At 55.8% G+C, this 17996-nt stretch carries 17 protein-coding genes and 1 tRNA gene; 11 read left to right on the forward strand and 7 right to left on the reverse strand.

Features of this window, described 5'->3' with window-relative positions:
• Positions 1 to 52: 52 nt before the first annotated feature.
• Positions 53 to 625 (reverse strand): helix-turn-helix domain-containing protein, encoded by a 573-nt coding sequence (locus Q5Y71_RS08125; protein WP_306041506.1) that lies wholly within the window; start codon positions 623 to 625, stop codon positions 53 to 55.
• Between the two features lie 512 nt (positions 626 to 1137).
• On the opposite strand from Q5Y71_RS08125, the gene Q5Y71_RS08130 reads away from it, so the two are divergent.
• From Q5Y71_RS08130 to Q5Y71_RS08150, 5 genes are all read left to right on the forward strand, one after another.
• A complete protein-coding gene (locus Q5Y71_RS08130) occupies positions 1138 to 2358 on the forward strand; it encodes a multifunctional CCA addition/repair protein (RefSeq protein ID WP_306041507.1) in 1221 nt (406 codons plus the stop codon).
• On the forward strand, positions 2351 to 3079 hold the full coding sequence (locus Q5Y71_RS08135) for a pteridine reductase (RefSeq protein ID WP_306041508.1): 729 nt from the start codon (positions 2351 to 2353) through the stop codon (positions 3077 to 3079). Before Q5Y71_RS08130 ends, Q5Y71_RS08135 begins: the two co-directional genes overlap by 8 nt.
• 41 nt (positions 3080 to 3120) lie before the next feature.
• On the forward strand, positions 3121 to 3891 hold the full coding sequence (locus Q5Y71_RS08140; protein ID WP_306041509.1) for a response regulator transcription factor: 771 nt from the start codon (positions 3121 to 3123) through the stop codon (positions 3889 to 3891).
• On the forward strand, positions 3875 to 5149 hold the full coding sequence (locus Q5Y71_RS08145; RefSeq protein WP_306041510.1) for a HAMP domain-containing sensor histidine kinase: 1275 nt from the start codon (positions 3875 to 3877) through the stop codon (positions 5147 to 5149). Before Q5Y71_RS08140 ends, Q5Y71_RS08145 begins: the two co-directional genes overlap by 17 nt.
• A 103-nt stretch (positions 5150 to 5252) precedes the next feature.
• Positions 5253 to 6311, forward strand: coding sequence for a type 1 glutamine amidotransferase domain-containing protein (locus Q5Y71_RS08150; protein WP_306041512.1), 1059 nt, complete (start codon positions 5253 to 5255; stop codon positions 6309 to 6311).
• 182 nt (positions 6312 to 6493) lie between these two features.
• Here the strand turns inward: Q5Y71_RS08150 and folK are convergent, their stop codons facing one another.
• Genes folK through tsaD form a run of 3 tightly spaced genes read right to left on the reverse strand, consistent with a single transcriptional unit; the run spans position 6494 to position 8460 of the window.
• Complete coding sequence (folK, locus tag Q5Y71_RS08155) at positions 6494 to 6991, reverse strand: 2-amino-4-hydroxy-6-hydroxymethyldihydropteridine diphosphokinase (RefSeq protein WP_306041513.1); 498 nt, start codon at positions 6989 to 6991, stop codon at positions 6494 to 6496.
• Between the two features lie 2 nt (positions 6992 to 6993).
• Positions 6994 to 7383: a dihydroneopterin aldolase gene (gene folB / locus Q5Y71_RS08160; protein ID WP_306041514.1), complete on the reverse strand. Its 390-nt coding sequence runs from the start codon at positions 7381 to 7383 to the stop codon at positions 6994 to 6996.
• A 42-nt stretch (positions 7384 to 7425) separates the two neighbouring features.
• The gene (gene tsaD / locus Q5Y71_RS08165) at positions 7426 to 8460 is read right to left on the reverse strand and encodes a tRNA (adenosine(37)-N6)-threonylcarbamoyltransferase complex transferase subunit TsaD (protein ID WP_306041536.1); all 1035 of its coding nucleotides are present in this window, start codon (positions 8458 to 8460) and stop codon (positions 7426 to 7428) included.
• 174 nt (positions 8461 to 8634) lie between these two features.
• On the opposite strand from tsaD, the gene rpsU reads away from it, so the two are divergent.
• The 6 genes from rpsU (at position 8635) to Q5Y71_RS08195 (ending at position 14400) form a co-directional block, all read left to right on the forward strand.
• Positions 8635 to 8850, forward strand: a complete 216-nt coding sequence (gene rpsU, locus Q5Y71_RS08170) for a 30S ribosomal protein S21 (RefSeq protein WP_020411530.1) — start codon at positions 8635 to 8637, stop codon at positions 8848 to 8850.
• 194 nt (positions 8851 to 9044) lie between these two features.
• Positions 9045 to 9491: a GatB/YqeY domain-containing protein gene (locus tag Q5Y71_RS08175; protein WP_306041526.1), complete on the forward strand. Its 447-nt coding sequence runs from the start codon at positions 9045 to 9047 to the stop codon at positions 9489 to 9491.
• A 19-nt stretch (positions 9492 to 9510) separates the two neighbouring features.
• Positions 9511 to 11469, forward strand: coding sequence for a DNA primase (dnaG, locus tag Q5Y71_RS08180; protein ID WP_306041527.1), 1959 nt, complete (start codon positions 9511 to 9513; stop codon positions 11467 to 11469).
• A 200-nt stretch (positions 11470 to 11669) separates the two neighbouring features.
• On the forward strand, positions 11670 to 13493 hold the full coding sequence (gene rpoD / locus Q5Y71_RS08185) for an RNA polymerase sigma factor RpoD (RefSeq protein ID WP_306041529.1): 1824 nt from the start codon (positions 11670 to 11672) through the stop codon (positions 13491 to 13493).
• A 91-nt stretch (positions 13494 to 13584) separates the two neighbouring features.
• Complete coding sequence (locus Q5Y71_RS08190; protein ID WP_306041531.1) at positions 13585 to 13974, forward strand: diacylglycerol kinase; 390 nt, start codon at positions 13585 to 13587, stop codon at positions 13972 to 13974.
• A gap of 349 nt (positions 13975 to 14323) precedes the next feature.
• Positions 14324 to 14400: transfer RNA gene (locus Q5Y71_RS08195), tRNA-Ile, on the forward strand.
• A 647-nt stretch (positions 14401 to 15047) separates the two neighbouring features.
• Here the strand turns inward: Q5Y71_RS08195 and Q5Y71_RS08200 are convergent.
• The 3 genes from Q5Y71_RS08200 to csrA form a co-directional block, all read right to left on the reverse strand.
• Positions 15048 to 15551: a DNA polymerase beta superfamily protein gene (locus Q5Y71_RS08200; protein ID WP_306041532.1), complete on the reverse strand. Its 504-nt coding sequence runs from the start codon at positions 15549 to 15551 to the stop codon at positions 15048 to 15050.
• 104 nt (positions 15552 to 15655) lie between these two features.
• Positions 15656 to 16003, reverse strand: coding sequence for a hypothetical protein (locus tag Q5Y71_RS08205; RefSeq protein ID WP_306041534.1), 348 nt, complete (start codon positions 16001 to 16003; stop codon positions 15656 to 15658).
• Positions 16004 to 16567: 564 nt separating this feature from the next.
• Positions 16568 to 16756, reverse strand: coding sequence for a carbon storage regulator CsrA (gene csrA / locus Q5Y71_RS08210; RefSeq protein WP_306041535.1), 189 nt, complete (start codon positions 16754 to 16756; stop codon positions 16568 to 16570).
• Between the last annotated feature and the right edge of the window lie 1240 nt (positions 16757 to 17996).

The following is a 17996-nucleotide window of genomic DNA, read 5'->3' on the forward strand; positions in this document are numbered from 1 at the left end:
CCCGACAGGGGAGATACTGCCTGCGGATAGCTCCCCAGTGTATATCGTCGGATTAATCTTCGGCTTCCAGCAATAATTTGGCCTTTGCTGCCAACTCGCCACGTTCCTCCCGCTGTCTCAATAAAGCATCGGCACCGGCATCCAGCCAGCGGGTTGTATCACGATCTTCTCCAGAGGGGGCAACGAGAATACGCAGGTTGGCATACTCGCTACGGGACCTCAGGTAATCAAGTATCTGGAAACCACCGTCACCCACTAAATTTGCATCGATCACCAACAGAACAGGCTTGATATGGGCCAACAAAATACCGGCAGAGAAGCTGTCGCCTGTCACCTCTGTTTCACAGCCGATGTTTTCCAATGTTTGGCATCCCACAGAAGTCAGATCCGAATCCGTGGTCAGCAGCAACACCTTACGGCTGGGTACGGCCAGATTATTCGGTACCGGCATGGCGTTATCGCGCAAAAAACCCACAAAATCCTCTACACAAATGCGATGGTCGCCACGACCAGGTAACTTGTAAGCTTTGAGTTGTCCCCGCTCTATCCAGCGGATGACCGTTCGGAAGTTAACACCGCAATACCTGGCCGCTTCCCCGGTCGTTAGCACATGTATTTCACTCATATTGTTAGTCTCCCCAACAACTGCGATCTCTGATGGTCAAGTCAACTTCCCGCAACAAAACTCCATCCCCCAGAGCCCGGCGCGAAATTATCCTGCCCAGTGTAATCGCTCCTTTAAATTATGCTGTTCAATGCTGTATAGCCAGCCCGAAATTCGGTCCATGCAACTTATTAACGAACGGCACAACAACCCCCTCAAAAAATACTATAAGGTACATTTGACAGGTAAGATATCTTTGTTAATATGATCACAAATTGGCATCGACCAATCCCTGCGCCGGATCGTCGGCACGCACTCTTTGGCAGTCGCACGCATTGCCAATGCGAATACCCTAAGACCCTGAGCCCCCTTGTTTTTTCGGGGCCTTTTTTTTATCTTGCCAACATCCCAGACTTTTCCGCCCTGTCATCCTGTCCCTCATTCTGGAGATTGAACGGCGTCGGAAGCAATGGATTTATGGTAGTGCAACCCCCTGTCGGGCAACCGCTTTCCCCAGCTTTGGAGCTATCCCATTGAGGATCTATCTCGTTGGCGGCGCAGTGCGCGACAAACTGCTGCACCGCCCTGTACATGAGCGCGACTGGGTGGTTGTGGGTGCCGATGAACGGCAGATGTTAGAGCGCGGCTTCAAACCTGTTGGGCGGGATTTTCCCGTGTTTCTGCACCCCGACACAGGCGACGAGTATGCCCTTGCCCGCACAGAGCGCAAAAGCGGACATGGATATGGCGGTTTTTCTGTCAATACCGCCTCCAGTATCACCCTTGAAGAAGATCTGCTGCGCCGTGACCTGACGATCAATGCGATTGCCGAATCCAGCGACGGCAGGCTGATCGACCCTTACGGAGGCCGGCAAGACCTGCAGGCCCATATCTTGCGCCACGTATCCCCAGCTTTTGCCGAAGACCCTCTGCGCATCCTGCGCGTAGCACGCTTCGCGGCACGCTATCACCATCTGGGCTTTACCGTTGCACCGGAGACTGCGGCACTGATGCGCCGGATGGTGGAGGCCGGTGAGGTGGAATATCTGGTAGCGGAGAGAATCTGGAAGGAGGTCAGCCGTGCTCTCACGGAACCGGACCCCGATATCTTTATCCGGGTGCTGCGGGAGTGTGGTGCCCTGGCGGTACTTCTGCCTGAATTGGAGCAGCTGTTCGGGGTACCTCAGCCCCCTGTATACCACCCCGAGGTAGATACCGGCGAGCATGTATTGATGGCACTGCGCGCCGCCCCCGCCGAGCTGCCTGTGCGTTTCGCGGTCCTGCTGCACGATCTGGGCAAGGGCTTAACCCCGGAAGAGGTTTTACCCAGTCATCACGGTCACGAATCTGCCGGCGTACCCCTGGTACGCGCCGTCTGCGAACGCTGGCGCACGCCCAAGGAAATGACCGCGTTGGCTATTGGTGTCTGCGCATACCATTTGCACTGCCACAGGGCATTCGAGCTGCGCCCACAGACCATTATGAAAATGATGCGCAGTCTGGATGCATTGCGACGCCCCGAGAGGTTTGAGAACTTCCTGCGCGCCTGTGAAGCAGACGCCCGCGGCCGCCGGGGACTCGAGCACCGGGACTATCCCCAGACTCACTTCCTGCGCGCCGCCCGCGAAGCGGCAGCCGCAGTGACCGCCGACACGCTGATCGCACAGGGCTACGAGGGTACGAAGCTGGGCCGGGCACTGGACCGGGCGCGTATTGGGGCGATTGCCAAGGTAAAGGAAGCCTATCGTGCGTAATGTGTTGATCACAGGTGCTGCCGCTCGCCTCGGTCGCGCCATCGCCAAAGAACTGCACGGGGATCACCGTATTGTCATCCACTATCGCAGCTCGACCGATGCGGCACACGCCCTCGCAAACGCCTTCAACGCAGTCCGCCGGGATTCCGCCGTAGCACTGCAGAGCGCGCTGGATAGCGCCGATGCCTGTGCCGACCTCGCCCGGCGCGCGGAAGAAGCATGGGGCGGCATTGATGTCCTGGTCAATAACGCCTCGGCTTTCTACCCAACGCCAGTCGGCAGTGCCACCGAGGAGGACTGGGACCAACTGGTAGGCAGCAATCTCAAGGCGCCGTTTTTCCTCAGTCAGGCCCTGGCCGGAAGCCTCGCCCGCAATAGGGGCTGCATTGTCAATATGGCGGATATCCATGCCGAACGTCCGATGCCCGAACACACAATTTACTGCGCCGCCAAGGCCGGGCTGGTAATGCTCACCAAAAGCCTTGCCCTGGAATTATCCCCCCGGGTACGCGTCAATGCAGTCGCTCCCGGTGCCATCCTGTGGCCCGAGCAGGAGACCACTAACGCGGCCGAGAAAGCGCGCATTGTCCAGCGTATACCCCTGGCCCGTACCGGTAGCGCGAATGATATCGCCAGGACCGTGCGCTTCCTCACTTGCGACGCGCCCTACATCAACGGTCAGATCCTCGCAGTCGACGGCGGTCGCAACCTCACTATCTGAACTCAGAGTATCCTTCCATCCTGACCCAAAGCCTTCCGGCGGTGAAACTTCACTTCTATTTCACCACCACCCTGTCAGAATATTTGCCGACTTTCTCGGCCACAAGAAATACTCCCGTACACCCACTGAAAATCCTGCTGATAGAAGACAACCCTGCCATAACCCGACAGGTTGCCGAGTTTCTGCAAGCCGAAGGCTGGCAAATGGATTTTTCCCGCTGTGGCCGCCAGGGGGTGCAGCTGGCGCTTGAGCAGATCTTTGACCTGGTGCTTCTCGATCTAGGTCTTCCCGATATGGATGGCCTGGAGGTGTGTCAGAGGATTAAAGCGGAAGCGCCAGTCAATATACCGGTATTGATGCTCACCGCTCGCGATGCCATCTCTGATAAAGAGCAGGGCTTTGGACTGGGCACTGACGACTACTTATGCAAGCCGTTCGACCCGCGGGAGTTGATCCTGCGCTGCCGTGCCCTGGCCCGCAGGCACCAGTTGCATAGCAAGGATACCTTTCAGATCGGCGATCTGCAGATATGCCGTCGCCAACAAATCGCCTGCAGAGACAAAAAACCACTGGCGCTGACCGCTATCGGATTTCGCATTCTCGCCCTGCTCGCCCAGGCCTCACCGGCCCCCGTGAGCCGCTCGGCAATGATTCACCATATCTGGGGCGACGACCCGCCGGAAACTGACGCCCTTAAATCCCATATCTACAGCCTGCGCCAGGCATTGGACAAACCATTCAAGACCCCCATGCTGAAAACCATCACCAACCTGGGATACCAATTGGCAACCTCAAATGCGCAGAACCAGTAAACTGCAAAAAAAAGTCTTTGCGATATTTGGCAGTTTTACCCTGCTGCTCTGCCTGGTCTTTTTCGCCATCTGCCTGTTGGCCGCCTATGTGATTGAAGACCACATTGTCGATAATTTACTCGAAGGTGAGGTCCGTTATATTGAACAGCAGGCACAAATCACCGGTTTTCCACCGGAACCACGCCTGCCCTATCTCAAGCTGTACAGCAAAGGGCAGCCCATTCCCCTACAATTGCGCAGCGCACTGCCAGACCACGCCGAAAAAGCCGAGTGGTTTAGTGATTCAGACCATCACTTTCACCTGCAGAGAGTACATTTCCCCGATAACAGCTCCGCAATTCTCGCCGCAGAAGTCAGTGAACTGATCACTGTCACGCGACAATCTGCCCGGTTACTCTGGCTCTTTGGCAGCGCATGTGCCTTCACAGTCTTATTGGCACTTTACTGTGCCTACGGTATTTCCCGAAAAACAATCGCCCCGGTTATTGCCCTGGCGGAAGCGGTCAAACAGCAACGAAGCTGCGATGCCCAGGTATCCCTGCCCCACAGTGGTGACAAGGATGAAATTGGCTATCTGGCCTACACCCTGGAAAGCACCATCAATCAGCTCAAACAGGCACTGCAGAGGGAAGCCGAATTCACCCGCGACACCAGTCACGAATTCCGCACGGCCCTGACCATTCTCAAAGGTACCCTGACTCTGAGCCAAAACAGGACCATGACAGCTTCTGAAAAGACAGAGCTTTTACAAACGGTGACCGGGATGGAGGAAACAGTAATGACCCTGCTGGCCCTGGCCCGTTCGGAATCCCTGCAGCCGGAACCCTTTTGGTTACGCCCGTTATTGGAAGAGCGCCTCCTGAAACAGCACCAAATCCTTATTCACAAAAACTTCCAGATACAGCTTGAAGTAGAAAGCGACCGGGAGATCCTGGCCAACCGCCATCTCGTGTCATTACTATTCGACAACCTGATCGGCAATGCCCTGCAACATGCATCCAGAGCCGAACTGAGGATTCACACCAAGAGAAGTGCCATATTTTTTGAAAACCCCATAGAGACTGCACTCGATACAAAAAAGACACTGCTGTCCGGACAAAAAAGAGAGGGCAGCAAAGGCATCGGTCAGGGATTGTTTCTGGCAACAAGAATCTGTACAGCCCTGGGCTGGACAATAGCGCTTCAGTGCCAGCAAAACACTTATCAATGTGAACTACGCTTAAGAACCGAGAGATCAATTCAACAATCGATCTGTTGAGTAGCGATCTCACCCGGATTTCACCTGCCGCACTTTATGCTTTCAAGGGCTAACTGGATAACCCGCAAGGTTCACCATTTTCGCTACGTTTTTGGAGATCGGCATGTTGAAGAAACTCCTTATTGCGCTCGCTGTCATTTGTGGCACCTGCCTCACTTTTATTGTCTGGATTCAGAGCCTGGTTCCCCCACTGGAACAGGACTTTTCCAATACAACACGCAGTGAACTGCACTATTTGCAACAAAGGCCCGATATCAAACGGGGCAAAGTGCTGGCTGTAGTCACGAGCACAGGGGTGATGGGTGACTCCACCAAACCCACCGGCTATGAGTTGACCGAACTGGCCCGTCCTTACTACGTATTTACAGCCAATGGGTTTACTGTGGATATTGCCAGCCCCAAAGGGGGCAAACCACCTGCGGTCATTGATCAAGACGATATGGGGCCTTTCGATTACGCCTTTCTCAATGATCGGGAAGCACAGCAAAAGGCAAATCACAGTCTTCCCATTGATCAGGTATCCGCCGGGGACTACCAGGCCATATTTTTTGTCGGCGGCAAGGGCACCATGTTTGATTTTCCCGATAATACCGATATCCAGGCTCTGGTTCGGGACTTCCATAAAAACGGCAAGGTCATTGGTGCCGTTTGTCATGGACCGGCAGCGCTCGCCAACGTCACCCTGGACAGTGGCGAGCCACTGATTGCCGGCCGCCAAATCAGCGCTTTCACCAATGAAGAAGAGCTGTTTCTAATTCCCGACGCCGCACAGCGGTTTCCCTTTCTGCTGGAAGATCGCCTGCGCGAGCAGGGTGCAGTTTTTCAAGGCGGACCCGCCTATCTGGCGCAGGTCAGTGTGGATGGCCAACTCATTACCGGCCAGAACCCCTGGTCCACCTGGCTGGCAGCTGAGAGTATGGTAAAAGCCATGGGGTATACACCGGTTCCCCGCCAGGTAACCCCAGCGGAGCAAACTGTCTCGTTGCTGCTGGCCTATGAACAGCAGGGCTATAAAAAGGCCAGAGAAAAATTGCGGCAGCTTCGCGATAGGGGGGATCTCGACCGGCGCCTGCTGGCTATGCATGGCATGGTATCCGCCATGCGCTGGGAGCCCGGCAAGACCCTGGACATTATCCGGCTATTATCCAACAGTCAGGAATAGAAAAAACCAGCCAAGGGCGTTATGGCCAACCCTACCGATCGAGGCGAGTTGACTCGGTGCATGGACAATCAGGGTTTCGAGCGGGACGCTGTTGGCCGCGCACCACTAGACCAAAGATATTTAGGATGCCTACAAAAATAAAAAAGCACCCTGCGGCTGCTTTTTAAGTTTCTCTGGCAAGCTCACCATTCAGGCCAAGTAAACTCCACCGGCCACAGCCTCTGCGAAGCCCGATCGTATTCGTCCCATAACTGGCGAAAGGTCTTCTCCTCGATCGGGTGAACGGCTTGCGGGGCTATCTCTGCCAAAGGCTGTAATACAAAGGCATTTTTTACGATCTCACCCCGCGGCAGCTTTACCCCATCGACGGTGCCTGCGAGGTTATCGTAGGTGAGAATATCGATATCCAGGGTGCGCGCACTGAACTTCGGCCCCGCGCGCAGGCGGCCATTGGCATCCTCCATGCCGCGCAGGCAGAGTGCCAGCTGCCCCACCGGCAGACTTGTACGCAGACCCACCACCAGGTTGTAAAAGTTATCCCCCTGGAATCCCACCGCCTCGCTCTCGAAAACACGGGATACCTGCAACTCGCCAAACTGCGCGGCCAGCGCCGCCAACGCCGCGCGGATATGTTGCGCACGATTGACATTACTGCCGAGGCTGAGATACACCTGAGCCACGTTTACACTCCCGCAGACATTGCAGCTGCACCTTTTACCGGCCTCTCACCGCGCTCAATGATGACACCCACATCCCGGGAACTGCGCACAGCTCCGGGCTTGGATAAACGCAGGCGCAGCCAGACCACGGCAAACTCGTTTCGCACGATGGCAGCGGCCTGCTCCGCCATAGTTTCCACCAGCAGGAACTCACTGCTCTCAATAAAGGCGATCAAGCGCTTGGCCACCGCCTTATAGTTGAGTGTGTACTCGATATTATCTGTGCGCGCCGCTTCGCTGATATCGAAAGCCATCTCCAGATCGACACTGACGGTCTGGCGCACCTCCCGCTCCCAATCATAGATACCGATAATGGTATCCACCTTTAAATCCCGTATATAAACAATATCCATCTATCAGCTCCTTTCTTTGTACTGCCGGAGCGGCTGTCTTTTTTATAGTGCGATCTTGGACAATTCGGCCATGGGCCAGCGCGGGCGCACATCCACCGCCAAACCTGTTTGCGCACCCGCCTGCAGGCGCAGGCTGCCCGCATAGGCGATCATAGCGCCATTATCGGTACAGAATTCATGGCGAGGGTAGCAGACACTGACACCGTCTTTGCGCAGGCTCATTGTCAGGCGCTCGCGCAAGCGCTTATTGGCGGAAACCCCGCCGGCAATCACCAGTGTTTTGTACCCGGACGCCTTGACCGCGCGACGGCATTTAATCACCAGGGTATCCACCACCGCCTCCTGGAATGCCGCGGCAATATCCGCACAGGTCTGTTCATCCGGCAGGCCATCTTCAAGGGCGTACTGGCGCACGGTGGTCAGGGTATAGGTTTTGAGGCCTGAGAAACTGAAGTCCAGACCCGGGCGATCAGTCATAGGACGCGGGAAAGTGAAACGCTTGGGATCGCCTTTCTCGGCCAGGGCTGCCAGGCGCGGGCCACCGGGGTAATCCAGGTCAAGCATCTTGGCCGCCTTGTCGAAGGCCTCACCGGCAGCGTCATCCACAGACTCCCCCATCAGTTTATAGTCACCGAGACCGCGCACTTCTACTAATTGGGTGTGGCCACCGGAAACCAGCAGGGCCACAAAGGGAAAAGCGGGCGGATTCTCCTCCAGCATCGGGGCCAATAGGTGGCCCTCCATATGGTGCACCGCCACCGCGGGTATGCCCCAGCCATAGGCCAGGGCCCGGCCGGTACAGGCCCCCACCATCAGGGCACCGACCAGGCCGGGGCCGGCAGTATAGGCCACGCCGTCCAGGTTCGAGGGTGTGGTATCCGTCTTTGCCATGACTTGGCGCACCAAAGGCAGCAGTTTGCGCACATGATCGCGACTCGCCAGTTCGGGGACGACACCACCATACTCTGCGTGCAAGGCCACCTGGCTGAACAGTGCGTGGCCGAGCAGACCGGATTCTGAGTCGTAGATAGCGACGCCAGTCTCATCGCAGGAAGTTTCAATACCGAGAACGCGCACTTGACCCCACACTCGTTACCCCTATTCAAGGGGGGTTATGATACTGGAAAATGGGGTTGCGATCCCGCAGGGGAGTGTTTAGAATTTGCGCCCTCGCTGTGAACCGGCCACCGGATGCAACTGCGGGAGTATTGCCGGAATGGCCGAGTGAAATGAATTTTAACAGGTATCCTAATGCCCTCTGTACGAATCAAAGACAACGAACCCTTCGATATCGCCCTGCGCCGCTTCAAGCGCTCCTGTGAAAAGGCAGGCGTACTGTCTGAAGTGCGTCGTCGCGAGTTCTACGAGAAGCCGACCGCAGTACGCAAGCGCAAAGCCGCTGCCGCTGTAAAGCGCCACGCCAAGAAGCTTCAGCGGGAAAACCGCAAGTTCCAGCGCCTCTACTAAGCGCGCCCCAGGCAGTATTCCGACTGCTGCAGCGAGACGCTGCATGGGCCATGCACCCCGAGGGGTGCTCCACAAACGGTGTGCGAGTGATACTCGCATGCCGTTTTTCGTTTTCTCAGCCGCATTCTCCCCCGGCCACGGACGCGCTATCCTTAGCACCCAGCATCTCTAATCGCAATCCCGGAACACCCACTATGAGCACTCTCAAGGACACCCTGACCCAGACTACCAAAGATGCAATGAAAGCGCGTGACAAGGAGCGCTTGGCCACACTGCGCCTGATCAACGCCGAGATCAAGCGGGTAGAAGTGGATGAGCGCATCGACCTGGACGACGCTCGCATCCTCGCCCTGCTGGACAAAATGATCAAGCAGCGCCGCGATTCCATTACCCAGTTTGAGAAGGCCGGCCGCGCCGAGCTAGCGGCGGTTGAGCAGGCCGAGATCGAGGTGATCCAGGAGTTTCTGCCCAGGCAATTGAGCGAAGCCGAGATCAACGAAATCGTCACTTCCGCCGTTCAGGATACCGGCGCCAGCAGCATGGCGGATATGGGCAAGGTCATCGCCCAGGTGAAACCGCAGGTGCAGGGCCGCGCGGATATGGGCTCGGTGAGCAAACTGGTCAAAGCCCAGCTGGCCTGATCCCGAAACGGAGAGCGCCGTGGCCAGCAGGATCCCCCAGCACTTTATCGACGATCTGCTCGCCCGGGCAGATATCGTCGAGTTGGTGGACAGCCGGGTCAAACTGCGCAAAACCGGCAAGAACTACGCCGCCTGCTGCCCCTTCCACGACGAGAAGACCCCGTCTTTTACCGTGAGTGCGGACAAGCAGTTCTACTATTGTTTTGGCTGTGGTGCCAACGGCAACGCCATCGGCTTCTTGATGGAGTACGACCGCCTTCCCTTCCCCGAGGCGGTGGAAAAGCTGGCGGCAACACGCGGCCTCGAAGTACCCCGCGAGCAACCGGCGCCGGGCCGGGAGAAGCGCCAGCAGGAAAGCCAGCCCCTCTACCAGCTCACAGAAAAGGCCGCCGACTACTACCGCGAACAGTTGCGCAGTCATCCCGCCGCCGGCAACGCCGTGGCTTACCTGCGCAATCGCGGCCTGTCTGGCGAGATTGCCCGCGATTTCGGTATCGGCCTGGCGCCACCGGGCTGGGACAATTTGCTAAACGCTCTGGCGAACTCTGCGCAGAAAGCCGAGCAACTGGCGCTGGCCGGCCTAGCCATTCGCCGCCGGGACAGTGATGGCAACACCAAAGCCGGTGCACAACACCACTACGACCGCTTCCGCAACCGCATTATTTTTCCGATCCGCGACCAGCGCGGCCGCACTATCGCCTTTGGCGGGCGGGTGCTGGGAGAGGAAAAGCCCAAGTACCTGAACTCACCGGAAACCCCGATCTTTCACAAGGGCCGCGAACTCTACGGCCTGTGGGAGGCGCGCCAGGCCAACCGCAATCTGGACCGCCTGATTGTGGTAGAGGGCTATATGGATGTGGTGGCGCTGGCGCAGCTCGGTATCCGCTGCGCGGTGGCCACCCTGGGCACCGCCTGTGGCGAGGAACATATCCAGCTGGCTTTCCGCCACGCCACCGAGCTGATGTTTTGCTTTGATGGCGATCGCGCCGGCCGCACCGCCGCCCGCCGCGCGCTGGAATCCGCCCTGCCGCAGATGCAGGACGGGCGCAGCCTGCGCTTTCTGCTGCTGCCAGAAGGGGAGGACCCGGATACCCTGGTGCGCCAACTGGGCGGGGAGCGCTTCCAGCAATTGATGGAAGCGCAGGCCCTGCCACTGGAAGATTTCCTCTTCGACCTGCTCAGCGAGGACATCAACCTGCAGACCATGGACGGCCGCGCGCGCCTGTCCAAGCTGGCCGCGCCCCTGCTGGATCTGCTGCCGGAAGGGGTCTACCGCCAGCTGATGTTTCAGCAGCTGGCCTCGCGCACCGGTCTCGATAAGGAGACCCTGCAGGAAGTGATCCGCGCAGAAAAAGCGCGCAACGCCCAAGCCCAGCAGCCCCGGCACACCGCCAGCGAACAGGCGCCCGTGGCGTCGCAAGAATCCAGTCAGGATATCCAGCACGAGACATCACCGGAGCCCTGGCCAGCGGAGGACACGACCTATCTTGAACCAGAAGGGGACAGCCCGCGCCGCAGAGGCCAATATCACCTGCCGCCGGAACGCATGTTGATTGCCCTGCTCCTGCACCACCCGCAGCTGTGCGCCCAGGTCGAGGATCTGGAGCAATTTCGCGCAAGCAGCGATCCCGACCTGGTGCTGTTCTCTCAGTTGGTGGCACTGCTCAGAGACCGCCCCGAATACAACCTGAACCAGTTGCTCGGTTACTGGCGCGCCCATCACGGAGCCGACGCCTGCGACATCCTGGCCAGACTCGCCATGTCCCCGCTGGTATCCGGCATACACCAGCTGGCTCAGGGCGACAGCAACCTGGAGTATGACCCCCACATGGAGTTTAGTGACTGCCTGAAACGCCTGGAGGAGTCCGCCAGCAGGCAGCACAACCGCGACCTGCTGGCCCAGTTGAAAAGCGGCGCCCAGCTCAGCCCTGAAGAGCAGCTGGCGCTGTTGGCCAATTGGCGAAAAAAACACAATTAATCTGCACTTTGCCCTTGAAAACTGCAGGCTGAACACTATATTCACACACCCCCACCCGCGGACAGGATCGGGAACCACAAGCACCCCAAGCCGCACACCAATGCCGTCACTTGACAGCCAGAGTGGTTATTGCTAATGCAAATACGCTATAATCCCGCGTCTTTGTCCCGTATTTTCATCCCAAGAATTCAGGGTTGTGCATGACCGACAAAACCCAACAGCAAACCTCCCGCATCAAGGATCTGATCGCCCGCGGCAAAGAGCAGGGCTATCTCACCTATGCCGAGGTAAATGATCACCTGCCGGAAGACATCTCCGATCCCGATCAGGTGGAAGACATTATTGGCATGATCAACGATATGGGCATCAAGGTCTTCGAAAAGGCTCCCGATGCCGAAGAATTGTTGATGGCCGAAGGCGACAGCTCCGCCGATGAGATCGCCGCCGCCGAAGCCGCCGCCGCACTAGCCGCGGTGGAGTCCGATGTAGGCCGCACCACCGATCCGGTACGTATGTACATGCGCGAAATGGGCACCGTTGAGCTGCTTACGCGCGAGGGCGAGATCGCCATTGCCAAGCGTATCGAAGAGGGCCTGCGGGAACTGATGGCCGCCCTCGCCTACTGGCCCGGCGCCGTTCAGCAGATCATTGACGAATACGCCCTGATCGGGAAAGAGGAGCGCCGTGTTCCGGACGTGATCGCCGGCTGGCTCAATCCCGCCGAAGATGTTCCCCCTGGGGCCCAGGCCAACCAGACCGCGGAAGCCACCAGCGATACAGAAACGACGGACGAGGAAGAGGAAAACATTGGCGGCATCGACCCCGAAGAGCTGGCCGAGCGAATGGATGCCCTGATCGCGGCAAAAAAAGCCGCCGATGCCGCAATAGAAACCCATGGCCGCAGCTCCAAGGAGGCCGGAAAGGCCCTGGAAGCCGTCGGTGAAGTTTTCCGCTACTTCAAACTGGCACCGCGCCAGTTCGACCCCCTCTATGGCGAGGTACGCTACATTCTTGACAGTGTGCGCGAGCAGGAGCGCCTCGTGATGAGCCTGTGCATTAAGCGTGCCCGCATGCCGCGCAAGACCTTTGTGAAGGAATTCCCCGGCAACGAGATCAACGAAAGCTGGATTCCTGCGGTCATCAAGAAAAAGCGCGACTACTCAGACGCCCTGCGCCACGTAGTGGACGACATCGTCCGCGCCCAGCGCAAACTGGCCCTGTGCCAGGAACGCGCCGGCCTCGATATCGGCCAGATCAAGGAAATCAACCGCCGCATGTCTATCGGCGAAGCCCGCTCGCGCCGTGCCAAGAAGGAAATGGTGGAAGCCAACCTTCGCCTGGTGATCTCTATCGCCAAGAAGTACACCAACCGCGGCCTGCAGTTCCTGGACCTGATCCAGGAGGGCAATATCGGCCTGATGAAGGCGGTGGACAAGTTCGAATACCGCCGCGGCTACAAATTCTCCACCTACGCTACCTGGTGGATTCGCCAGGCCATTACCCGTTCCATCGCAGACCAGGCGCGCACCATCCGCATCCCGGTGCACATGATTGAGACCATCAACAAACTCAATCGCATCAGCCGCCAGATGCTGCAGGAAATGGGCCGCGAACCCACACCGGAAGAGCTGGGAGAACGTATGGAAATGCCCGAGGACAAAGTGCGCAAGGTTCTCAAGATCGCCAAGGAACCCATTTCCATGGAAACGCCCATCGGTGACGATGAGGACTCGCACCTGGGGGATTTTATCGAAGATCAGAACCAGTTCTCACCGGTGGACACCGCCACCCAGACCGGCCTGCACGACGCCACCCGCTCGGTGCTTTCCGGCCTGACCGCGCGGGAAGCCAAGGTACTGCGCATGCGCTTCGGTATCGACATGAACACCGACCACACCCTGGAAGAGGTGGGCAAACAGTTTGACGTAACCCGCGAACGCATCCGCCAGATCGAGGCCAAGGCGCTGCGCAAGCTGCGACACCCATCCCGATCGGAACACCTGCGCAGCTTCCTCGACGAGTAAGCGCCAGTCAAAGGCCCGGTCCCGACCGAGCCTTTGACTATGGCACAATCACAACTGTCCGCGAGGGGCCTAGGGATTCCTGGAGACCACCATGCAAGAAGAGTTCGCCAACAAACCGGGCAAGAAAGGCATTGCACGCTTAATCAATGCCACCGACTACTCCGTGCAGGGCCTGATCGCCGCCTGGCGCAGCGAGGAAGCTTTCCGCCTGGAAGTGATCCTCACTCTCTTGCTGGTACCATTCGCCCTATGGGTTGGTGAAACACCCGCTGAGCGGGCGATTCTGATCGCCGCTACCCTGCTGGTACTTCCCCTGGAGCTGATCAACAGCGCCATAGAGGCTACCGTGGATCGCATTGGCCCAGAGCGGCACTCTTTGGCAAAGATGGCAAAAGACACTGGCTCCGCCGCCGTCGCCATTACCCTGTTGTTGGCCTTTTTGGTGTGGTGCTGCATATTGCTGCCAAAGCTGTCGCTCTGAAAACGTACATACCACTAGCCACCCATCTCTTCCTCTTCCCCGAATACACCGGCGTATCGGCGGCATAACGCCTGTCTGAGCAGGGAATCAAGAAGTGAAAACGAAGATTTTCTGCTCTTAACAAGCCCCCCCAAAATACATATCCCTTCATCGATGCAAAAAACCAAACCCCGAACAATACCATCAGCAGCCCCACATACAGGAAAATCCTTGCAACAAAGACATTGATTTAAAAAGGGAAATCGAGTACTTTGCCAGCCGTTTGCTACAATCTGTGCAAGCGGTGTTGTATACGCATCCGCATCGCTCTCCATTGGCCGGATACGGAAACGTCTGACATAGTGAAAATGGGCCTTTAGCTCAGTTGGTTAGAGCACCCGACTCATAATCGGTAGGTCCCCAGTTCAAGTCTGGGAAGGCCCACCATTTTCATTAACACTTCATCCAATATGTTATTGGCATCCAAGTTTATCCATTTTGATTTCACATAACTTACCTGAGTTGTGCGCGGCACCTTTGAAAATAACAAAGCTCCCGCACAAAATGTGCAGCCATGAAAAAAGCTGTGCGCGTTAACAATAAAGCTGTTATTCATCGAAGACTTGATCTCAGCCCCACCCGATATCCGAGCAGATCTTGGTGATCACTATATAAACGCCACGTTGACAGCGAGCGGCGCCCTTAACTTGGGCGGAGCGAGCTACCCGAACATTCAGAAAGCTATTGACGCGATCCAGCGCTCTCAAGCCAGCACCAGCGATGTAGGGCAATTCTGGACCTGATTCAATAACGAGCGCCAAGCCTGGACTCCCCTGGAATACCCAGGTGCCAAGCGGGCCGCCAGGGATACTCAAGTTGAGGTTCGCACCAGCGAATACCCATGCCCTGAATAGACTCCGTTGTCGTTCCAGGAGCGCCAGGTTGAATTGGGCGAACCCTTTACTCGGTTAATCGTAGCGAAGGACTCAATGTCCGAACGAATATGGTGGAAATTGTACATAACAACTTAGCGCAGGCGAGCAGAAAGTCTGCTAAACATTGATTCTCTTCCGAACGAAGGTGCACAGTCTCTGTTAAGGAACAAGCACCTGGACAAACACCTGCTCATAATCAGAGATAGCAGGCAGATCCAATACCTCAACCCCAGCTGCACCAAGATCAACATAAAGCATTTTGGCCACCTTGATTAAGCTATCATCAATCGACTGAATATCACCCTTTCCACCATTGAGCTTTTCATCTAGCAATTTCCCCAAGATGTCTTTTTGCTCATCTGTGAGATATCGATCAACCAACTGGCTGAAAGTTACTGGCGGCGCTGACCCAAAATCGACAACCCATCGGGCACAGAGCAAGGCCTTGAACCCGTACAGGAATCTCTTTGAGTTACACACGAAACTATCAGTACCAATCTTTTTCTTTGCCAAAGAGAAATAGTGATAGAAGCGTGCCTTGGGGTTGGCTAAACGTCCTGCCAAATCGGTCAAGGGAGCCAACTTTGCAATGCCTTGTCTGCAGACTGCTGAAAAACCCAAATTTTGAATTAAAGGACCATCATCCTGAAATTTTAGAATCAAAAAAATACTTGTTTTATAGGCTCTGAATTTTCTGGCTTTATAAGAATTAAGGTAAAAATTTCTTTAAAGGGACTTTTTCAATAGCCTATCTGAACTACTACAGTTTACCTGATAAAATGAGAGCGAATTACTTCACAGTCATTATCAAATTTGATTACAAAGCTCAGCATCACCGGTGACGAACCCCGCTGGCCAGGTGCCATATTAGGGTCCTCAAATATCGCAACATAACCATTTTCGGTACGGTAAACAGACCGTTGATAGCCCGAGCTATTCAGGTGATTTTTCCTAAATTCTGCAAGGGCCAGATCAACCAATTTTAGTTGTTTACCTCCTAATATTTGAATTTCTGCATTCATACCTTTTATTTCCTGCCCAAATACAATTGCTGGGCTAGAAAAAACCGCGCAGATGAATAGCATTCGAAGGCTAGCTGAACTGGTAATTCTCATATTGCATACCCCTTACAGGATCCTATGCTCTGAATGTACCACTTGGTGTGCCCAAATAGCCTGGATAAATGGGATTTCCTCCTGTATCAGTGGTAACTCCCTTACTATCACCCCATGTAGAATCCCCTGAGAAATGATCTGAAGTAAACGCATCTTTAGCTGGGTCACTCGTTCTTATAGCCGCACGGGTCTTTGCATCCATTAACGAATAATCCCCGTGAGTGTGATACTCACCAACAATCGTCGCTCCCGCTGCACGACTTACTCTTGCAGCGCATGCCGCCGTGGCCGCCCCACTTGTTAACCTGCCGCCAATACCGCCGGGCAGGCGGCCTGTGCCATTATACAAAAACGCACCTGAACTCCAGCGCTCAATGTGTGGTGATCCGTATGCTGGCACAGGTCCCGCAAAACGCCATGGGTTGCTCGCCGAAAACACAGGCTACCCAGGGGGTGAGTGACTGCACGGATACCTGCGGTGGAGGCGCTCGCCCTTGTTGGGCCAGAGCTCCGGCCTCACAGGACAGCTGCGGTACCTGGCGCCCCCCTGGCAGAATGCGCTATTCAACACTTTTCCGTGTCCTGCGCTTGTTCCTTCTGGAGACGCAGATACACCTCTTCCCGGTGCACCGGCAGGGATTTGGGGGCCGCGATGCCCACCCTAACCTGGTTACCCGAAATACCCAATACGGTGACGGAAACATGGGTTCCAATTCTGAGATTCTCACCGGGGCGGCGTTTTACAACCAACATAAGCCTTTCCTTCCGGGTTGCAAATCCCGGGATGACTTTTTGTGATGGGCGTATTTGAACAATCACAGTGGAAAGCGGGGCGGGGCGCGGGAACGGTAGGCGGTAAAGCAGAACCGGCGAACGCAACGCGCCCAAAGCCTGGGGTACCTCGCCAAGCGCCTGCAGGGGCCCCGCTTTATTGAAGACGAGCGGGCTTCTAGCGTATTATCCATATAGCCATTTTGATACTTGTGTTATCAATTTGGTTAGCTGGCCCCTGGTGGTTGCACACCTTGGGCCAGCGCCTTTTACTTACGCTTAGGTCACGTACCGTTCTCCTGTTGTAGGGAAGGCTCTTTCAGAAAATGCCCGGGCTGGAAACTGCCTGGGCTTTTTGGGCCTCTTGCGCTACTGGCTCGCAAAAACCGGCCCAAATACCGATAAAAGTCTCTGGATTCTACGCTGCTTTGACACGAAAGAAAACCGAGTGCAATCCAATAAAATCATTTGGATGCCTATATTTCTCACCACAGAAGCCTGGGGAAACCGCAGTACCCTTTTAAAAAGGGCCGGTTTCACTGGCCCGCTTTACCGCCACTGGCGTTAGAAGGTTACTGGACAACATCGCCGATTTTTTTATAGTACCGAAACCGTCCTGAACCCCAGCACTTTTTGTCTCTCTCCCTGTCGCGCTCCAAGAGACCCTGTCGACTACTTTTACGCGGCCTTCAGACTCCATGCGGCAATCAAAATCCCACTGCCGGGCATCATTGAAAATGGCAACCCTGCTGCTTGTCAGGGACTGCCATACCGCCCAGCCCCTAATCGCTGCGTATAGCGGGAGGTCTTTTACCGCGCGGTCAGTGGCATGCGTGATAAGCTGGTGCCGTATTGCCGGGTTGAATCCGAGTTGTGCAATTCCTAATTTCTTATACACTTGGTGAAAGCACTCCTTTCGTATTTTTGCTTTTATTTTTATCGAAACCGTTGATCAAAAAATAGTGATTATCAAGGCATTGTCATTCACAGCCCGGCAGGCCTCACAATCAATCTACTTGTGCCATGATTGGCGTATTGGTTCCATAAAAAACTTGTAACACTCGGGCCAGAGCGTGGCTTGGCACCTTAATTTTTTAAATTGGTGCAACGGGGGTTCAGGGAAATGACTTTAAGACTCTTTTGGATTATTTTGCTCAGTGCCGTTCTGGCTGGCTGCGACTCCGATAGTAATGATAATAATAACAATCAGATCCCCAGACTG

This window comes from Microbulbifer sp. 2205BS26-8 (genome assembly GCF_030731025.1).
Taxonomy (GTDB): domain Bacteria; phylum Pseudomonadota; class Gammaproteobacteria; order Pseudomonadales; family Cellvibrionaceae; genus Microbulbifer; species Microbulbifer spongiae.